We start from the raw sequence: 7610 nt of genomic DNA on the forward strand, positions 1-7610 counted from the left end.
AATATATGGAGAATGAAAAAGCGGACGAACGCGAACTGATACTTATCAATGTGACCGGTGCCGACCGATGCGGCGTCACTACGGCACTGACTGAAATCCTTGCACGCTATGATGCCGATATCCTTGATATGGGTCAGGCCGACATCCATCATACCCTCTCTCTCGGAATACTTTTCAAGACCAATAGCCGGAATAGCGGTGAGATTCTTAAGGAATTGCTTTTCAAGACAAATGATCTGAAAGTGCAGGTGTCGTTCAATATCATTTCAGAAGAGGAATATGACCGCTGGGTAGGGATGCAGGGTAAGAACCGTTATATCATCACGATTCTCGGACGCAAGATCACAGCGCGTCAGATTTCGGAGACCACCCGCGTCATAACAGATCAGGGGCTTAACATAGATTCAATATCTCGTCTGACAGGTCGTATCCCCCTTGACGAGAAGGAGCAGCCTGCCACCAAGGCGTGTATAGAATTTTCGGTGAGAGGCACGCCTACTGATCTGCTTTCCATGCAGAAGGAACTGATGGAGCTGTCGAGCAAACTCAACTACGACATATCTCTCCAGGAGGATAACCTTTACCGCCGTTGCCGACGTCTGATCTGCTTTGATATGGATTCCACGCTGATACGCACGGAGGTGATAGATGAACTTGCTGACAGAGCAGGAGTCGGCGAGGAGGTGAGGGCGATAACAGAATCCGCCATGAGGGGAGAGATCGATTTTGAGGAGAGCTTCAAGCGTCGTGTCGCCCTTCTGAAAGGTCTTGATGTCAGCGTGATGAAGGAGATCGCAGAGAATCTTCCTATCACGGAGGGTGTGGATCGCATGATGGAGGTGCTTAAGCGTTCGGGCTATAAGACTGCTATCCTGTCGGGTGGCTTCACATATTTCGGCAACTATCTGAAGCAGAAGTATAATTTTGATTATGTATATGCCAATGATCTGGAGGTGGGTCCCGACGGGAAACTGACAGGCAGGCATCTCGGAGATATCGTCGATGGCAGAAGGAAGAAGGAATTGTTGCGTCTGTTGGCACAGGTGGAGAACATCGACATTGCGCAGACTATTGCCGTGGGCGACGGAGCGAACGATCTCCCGATGCTTTCTGAGGCAGGTTTGGGCATAGCCTTCCATGCGAAACCTAAGGTGAAGGCGGAGGCAGGACAGAGTATATCCACTATAGGTATAGACGGGGTTCTCTATTTCCTCGGATTCAAGGATTCCTATATAAATCATCAGATATAAACCATCCGGTGTAAGGACCACGGTAAATATATAATTCAGACGGATTGAGGCTCCGATTCTATAAGAACGGACAGCTCAATCCGTCTGATTTTTTGTTGACACGGCTCCTGAGCCATGATTACCCATGATTCTGGCAAACAATTTATGGAGTGAAGGCATTATAAGATTATAAATTATGATAATAAAATTTAGAATTTAAAATGGAAAATGGAAAATGGAGAATTTATGGTTAATGTTTGACTATTAAACTTCAATTCCCAATTCCAAACTCTAAATTCTCAATTTTCAATTATAAACTATAAACCATAAACTATAAACTATAAACTATAAACTATAAACCATATTACACAATCATGTTGCTTCATAAATTATCTAAAATAGTCGTCAGGACTGTCCTGTTGTCGGTAGTCATGGCATTGCCGACGACATTCGCCCATGCCGGAGAGAGGGAGAAAGTAGGTTTGGTGCTCAGTGGGGGAGGAGCGAAAGGCATAGCCCATGTTGGCATAATCAAGGCACTTGAAGATAATGATATTCCGATAGACTATGTGGCGGGCACGTCGATGGGTGCGATAGTGGGTAGCCTTTACAGTTGCGGATGGTCGCCGGAAAGGATGCTTAAAATGTTCACGTCAAAGGATTTCAGCAACTGGAGCACCGGCACCATAAGCAAGGATGAGGTGTACTACTTCAATACGCCTGCCCCTACGCCGCAATGGTTGTCGTTGAATGTGAATTTCAAGGATACCACCGATATGGTCGGTCAGATCATACCGACGTCGCTTATAAGCCCATTGCCGATGAACATCGAGTTTATGCGTCTTTACGCACCATATTCAGAGCAATGTGGGGAGAATTTCAATGATCTGTTTGTGCCGTTCCGTTGTGTTACGAGTGATGTCTATCATAAGCGCAAGATAGTGTGCCGTTCGGGATCATTGGGGGATGCCGTGCGTGCTTCAATGAGCTTCCCTCTTGTATTCAGGCCGATAGAGATGGATGGGGTGCTGGTGTATGACGGCGGAATCTACGATAATTTCCCGGTAGATGTGATGAGGGAGGATTTCAAGCCGGATTTCATAATCGGAGTGTCGGTCTCATCAGCCGATACAAAACCTAAGAAGGGGGATATATATAGTCAGCTGGAGGATATGATTATCCAGAATAACAATTATAGCCTTCCGGCAGCGGAAGGAGTGAAGATACAGGTGCCTGTGCTTGATTTCGGGGTGCTTGATTTCGGGGCTGCAGAGGAGATTTATTCGATAGGCTACAAGACGGGTCTGTCAATGGTGGATTCAATAAAGAGTCGTCTTTCCGCACGCGAGCCGCTTGGCGACGTCACGGCACGCAGGCAACGTTTTGCCGCCGCCACTCCGGATGTGATGTTTGATTCTGTGTCCGTGACAGGTGCAACACCCGGTCAGGCGCGTTATCTGAAGTATCTCTTCGACGAAGGGAAACCCAATGATAAGATTTCAATGGATCAGGTGCAGAATGCCTACTATCGTGCTGTGACCGACGGTAAGCTGTCTGACCTTCTCCCACAGGCGGAACTCGGTAAGGACGGACACAACACGCTTCTACTTGAGGCAACAGTGAAGAATCCGTGGAGTCTCGGAGTGGGAGGCTGGATCACGTCATCCACCAACAATATGCTCTACATCAATTTAGGGTATCACACATTGAGCTTCAACAGTATGGATATCGACCTCAGCGGATGGATCGGGCAGTCATACTATGCCGCCAAACTGCGTTCTCGTTTCGCGATGAGATCGGCATTACCCTCATATATGGAGTTGAGTGCCGTGGTCAGTAGGCAGAAATATTACGATTCTGAATTGCTCTTCTATCAGAATTCCACCCCGTCATTCATCACTGATCTTCAAGGCTTCTTCCGTCTTGACTATTGCTGGGCATTGGGAAGGAAAGCCAAGGGGTTCGCCAACCTTACGTGGGGTTGGGAGAGCAATGACTATTTCCCGTATAATTCAGGCGACTTTGCCGACGGGGATAAGGATAAGAGCCATTATCGGATAGCTGCATTTAAGACTGGTGTAGAGTTGAACACGCTCAACGATCAGATGTATCCTTCATCTGGAAAGGAATGGCGGCTCAATATATTACTCAGCCACGAGCAGAACAAGTTCATGCAAGGTGATTCTGATGAATCCGACTGGTGGACTTCACATCTGCGTGGTTCCGCAGAATTGATGTGGAAACATTATTTCTCACTTCATCCGAAGTTCAAACTTGGAGCAATGGTCAACGGTATAGTGACATTGCAGAAACTGTATCAGAATTATACCGCCACCCTCGTTCATGCCCCGGCATTTGCGCCGACGCCAGCCACCCGCAATTACTTCAACGTCGCGTTCCGATCCGACAATTACGGAGCCATAGGGTTGTCGCCCGTATGGACTCCATATAGCCGTGCGCAGCTCCGTGGCGACTTCTTCGCCTATTGCCCGATAAGAGATGTAGCTGCGGATGCGGCTGGGAATGCTGTCTATGACGGCTGGATGCGTCATCCGCAGTTTATAGGGGAGGTTGCATTGGTTTACAACTTCCCGTTTGCGAGCCTATCGCTATATGCCAACTATTTAAGTTCACCGCGAGGGAACTGGAATTTCGGTATCAATTTCGGACTTTATTTCCAGGCACCGAAGCTTCTTCGATGACCATAAGCCTGAATCCATCAGTCATCCACGTGGAGGAATCTGACAATATGAGCATACCCTCATATTTGAGTGTATCAAGCATCCTTTTTGCTATCTCTGATCCGGCAGCCATGCAGGCAGTGGCTGCACCGTCGGCTTCCATGCAAGAGGGAGCCACTACAGTCGCGCTGATTACGTCTGTTGATACAGGACGCCCCGTCAAGGGTGAGATCGTGTGTCCGATTATCCCCTTGTCGGTCTTCTTGTAATTACGGTAATTGCCTGACGTGGCGACGCCGCAGTCGGTAATCTGAATAATGGCGTTTGAGTCATGTATCTCCGTGGTGTCGGTCTGTATCGGACGGTCGATAGATATCTTCCATTCATCACCACTCGGACCATGCCCACTGACGGTCAGTTCACCGCCTATCTCCACCAGATAATTCTCCACACCGTTGCGCCGCATCATCTCGGCAACCATGTCGCATCCGAATCCCTTGGCTATGGCTGAGAAATTAAACTGGGTGCGGCGGTCGTCTTTAACAATCATGTTGCCGTTGAGGTGTGTCTTGCGGATACCGGTGAATAATAGGATACTGTCGATAGCAGTCGTGTCGGCAGATAGTTTATGTCCCGGTCCGAACCCCCAGGCTGTGATAAGCGGGGAGAGGGTGGGGTCAAACATGCCGTCGCTTGCCTCGTTGATGCAGAGAGATGCCTCGTAGACTCTGCGGAACAGATCATCTACCTCAATGCTGTCAGACTCATTCACTCGGCTCAGCAGCGATGCTTTGTCGAATACGTTCAGACTTTTCCCTACCATATCGAGAGTGGATATTATGGAATCACTTAGATCCTTTTCGCTTTCGTATGTGATATGGTACACCGTGTTCCATATCATCCCCTCCTCCCGTAAAAATGCTTTCGGGCGGTTGCAGGATATGGATAAAATTGCGGTTGCGAAAGCCGCAACCACCACAGATAAGGCTGAAAAATATCGTATCATGAAATAAATGAGATATTAATTGAAAAAATATAACGCAAAATTAGTAAAAATGAATAATTATGTTTAATTTTGAGGCGTAAATTTGACAAAAATTACATAACCTAATTCTTCTTGATATCACACCTAAAAAAATAACCGATATGAACGAATCATTTTTATTTCTTGCGGCAGGTTTTGAGGAGATTGAAGCCCTTACAGTTGTAGACGTGCTCCGCAGAGCGAATATCCCTGTAAAGACAGTTTCCATCACATCATCGCTGCGTGTGGCAGGCGCACACGGCATCACAGTGACAGCAGATGTGCTCTTTGACAACACTCATTTTTCAGCACCCGAATGGCTGATTCTTCCCGGAGGTATGCCGGGAGCCACAAATCTCTACGAGTTCGCACCGTTGCGTGGTCTTCTTCAGCGTCAGGCATCCTCGCCGGAGGGGAGAATTGCGGCTATATGTGCAGCTCCGGCAGTAGTGCTCGGTCAGCTCGGACTCCTGAAAGGGGTTAAGGCTACGTGCTATCCCGGATTTGAGAAGATGCTTGAAGGAGCTGACGTGCAGGCGGCACGCGTCACGGTTGACGGCAAATATGTGCTTGCCAACGGTCCGTCGAGCGCATTGCAATGGGCACTCACAATAGTAAAAGAGACAAAAGGCACGAGAGTGGCGACACAGATAGCCAACGACATGCTCCTCTATCCGAAATCAAATGCCGAGCTCGGCAACTTCTTCGGCTGATTCCGACTCCCTCGTCAATCTCACCGAATAGACACCAAAACCGACCCACAGATTCACGACAATCCGTGGGTCGGTTATATATAATTTGTAATTTAAATAAATGGTACTACTTCAATATATATGCTTAATATGATATATGTCAGATTATTGCTCTTTATGATTTTATTGAGTGTATTCTCTGCCTGTTCGGGAGAAAGGGATGCTCGCTTATCGCGTGTGGATGAGCTTTCAAGAGATTCTTTGGATAAAGCTACGGTATTGTTTGCGACGATTAATAGGGATTCTCTTTCAAAATCAGACTGTAATTATTATGATCTGCTGACAATAAAACTCAATGATAAACGATATGTAGTCCATACTTCTGATAGTCTTATTAGGAAAGTGATGGATTATGCAAAATCTCATAAAGACGATGGGTATTATCCGGAGGCGTTGTATTATGGCGGACGGGTATATGCTGATATTGGAGATTATCCTACGGCTCTAAGATATTTTAATAAAGCATTGGATGAGTTGACAGAAGATAACTCGGATATGGAATTGTATTGTCGGGTGTTGAGTCAGACTGGTCGGTTGTTGGATAAACTGCGTCTGTATGACCAGGCAATACCATGTATTGAACGAGTCATTGATATCAGCAGAGAGAAGAAGGATACATTAAATGAAATTTACGATCTTCAGTTGTTGGGTGCGATATGTTTGAGAGATTCACAATTGGACAAGGCGGAGCAACATTTTTTAGAAGCACTTGATAGAAGTGTTAACCTTCGTGATTCTTTTAAGGCGAAAAGTTTGATGTATCTTGCTGCCGTGAAATATTATAAAGGAAAGAATGATTCTGCTCTTAAAATAATCCGAGGCATTCCGGATCGTGTTAGCAAGATATCCAGACAGGCTGCCATGAATTATGCAGCACAGATTTATTATTCGGCAGGGATTCTGGATACAGCATATATGTATGCTCTTGAAATTGTAAATAGTAAAGATAATCTCAATAAAAGGAAGGCTTATAAGATTATACTTTCTTCCGAGTTCTACAATAAGGTAGACGTGGATACTTTGATTGGACACGTTTCAGCCTATAGGAATTTATTGGAATCTGAGTTTAATGCCAACAATAAGGATCTGGCATTGATGCAGCAGGCAGAATATAATTATATTATTCATGAGAGGGAAAGAAAAAAAGCGGAGAATTTGAATGAAAATCTGATAATCCTTATTTTTGGCATATTGATTGTCGGGATGTTTATGGTTGCAATTGTATTATATAAAAGGAATAAACTTCTTGATCGTATAATTATATTGAAATCAGCTCTTGATAAAGTCAATATGCTGAGCAATATAGTTGAGAGTGAAGATAAAGGTAATGCTGAAAATCAAAAGACTTATTCAGAATTGGATGAGGATGCTCCACAAGACAATGGGGATTGTATTGACAATCATCAAGATTCTCCGGTTAATCCCAAAAATATTGAGATAGATTTGCGTAATAGGCTTAGGAAAGAATTGTTGTCGTTGGCATCTAAGGGGGATAAGGTTAAAATCATTTCTCCGATAATACTTCAGTCAGCGGCTTATGCGAAAATTCTTGAATATATCAAGGCTGATTTATCAATAAATGATGATGATTTATGGATAGAATTGGAAAATGCGGTGCTTGATAGTTCTCCACAATTTAAGGAAAGACTGAATCTTCTTACATTTGGACAAATAACACAACCGGAGTTCCGAACATGTCTTTTGATAAAATGTGGCGTTCGTCCATCTGACATGGCAAAATTGTGTGGAAGATCAATTGCAGCCATAGGTTCTCGACGAGATTCAATATGTTGTAAGATATTTGATGAAAAGATGAGCGTAAAAATTATAGACAAAGTAATTCGTTTATTATGAATAAGTTTGGACGACTAATAAATTACGGAAAAATTACGGTTTTAAAACCGTAATTTTTCCGTAATTTATT

General features: G+C 44.8%; 5 protein-coding genes. 4 read left to right on the plus strand and 1 reads right to left on the minus strand.

The window, feature by feature from the left end; translation table 11 throughout:
- Positions 1–5: 5 nt before the first annotated feature.
- Positions 6–1250, plus strand: a complete 1245-nt coding sequence (serB, locus tag E5331_RS12100) for a phosphoserine phosphatase SerB (protein ID WP_123482309.1) — start codon at positions 6–8, stop codon at positions 1248–1250.
- Positions 1251–1603: 353 nt separating this feature from the next.
- Positions 1604–3931 (plus strand): patatin-like phospholipase family protein, encoded by a 2328-nt coding sequence (locus E5331_RS12105; RefSeq protein WP_123482308.1) that lies wholly within the window; start codon positions 1604–1606, stop codon positions 3929–3931.
- On the opposite strand, the gene E5331_RS12110 is transcribed toward E5331_RS12105, so the two are convergent.
- On the minus strand, positions 3888–4916 hold the full coding sequence (locus tag E5331_RS12110) for an FAD:protein FMN transferase (protein WP_123482307.1): 1029 nt from the start codon (positions 4914–4916) through the stop codon (positions 3888–3890). The two genes, E5331_RS12105 and E5331_RS12110, sit on opposite strands and share 44 nt — an antisense overlap.
- Positions 4917–5056: 140 nt before the next feature.
- Between E5331_RS12110 and E5331_RS12115 the strand changes: the two genes are divergently transcribed.
- Positions 5057–5647: a DJ-1 family glyoxalase III gene (locus tag E5331_RS12115; RefSeq protein ID WP_123482306.1), complete on the plus strand. Its 591-nt coding sequence runs from the start codon at positions 5057–5059 to the stop codon at positions 5645–5647.
- A gap of 129 nt (positions 5648–5776) precedes the next feature.
- Positions 5777–7540: a tetratricopeptide repeat protein gene (locus tag E5331_RS12120; protein WP_168355221.1), complete on the plus strand. Its 1764-nt coding sequence runs from the start codon at positions 5777–5779 to the stop codon at positions 7538–7540.
- Positions 7541–7610 lie beyond the last annotated feature (70 nt).

The organism is Lepagella muris (genome assembly GCF_004793975.1).
GTDB classification, from domain to species: Bacteria; Bacteroidota; Bacteroidia; order Bacteroidales; family Muribaculaceae; genus Lepagella; species Lepagella muris.

Excerpts from the sequence above, each read along its gene's own strand:
- E5331_RS12110 (WP_123482307.1), bottom strand. The coding sequence starts at position 4,916 with ATGATACGATATTTTTCAGCCTTATCTGTGGTGGTTGCGGCTTTCGCA.
- serB (WP_123482309.1), top strand. The coding sequence starts at position 6 with ATGGAGAATGAAAAAGCGGACGAACGCGAACTGATACTTATCAATGTG.
- E5331_RS12105 (WP_123482308.1), top strand. The coding sequence starts at position 1,604 with ATGTTGCTTCATAAATTATCTAAAATAGTCGTCAGGACTGTCCTGTTG.
- E5331_RS12120 (WP_168355221.1), top strand. The coding sequence starts at position 5,777 with ATGATATATGTCAGATTATTGCTCTTTATGATTTTATTGAGTGTATTC.
- E5331_RS12115 (WP_123482306.1), top strand. The coding sequence starts at position 5,057 with ATGAACGAATCATTTTTATTTCTTGCGGCAGGTTTTGAGGAGATTGAA.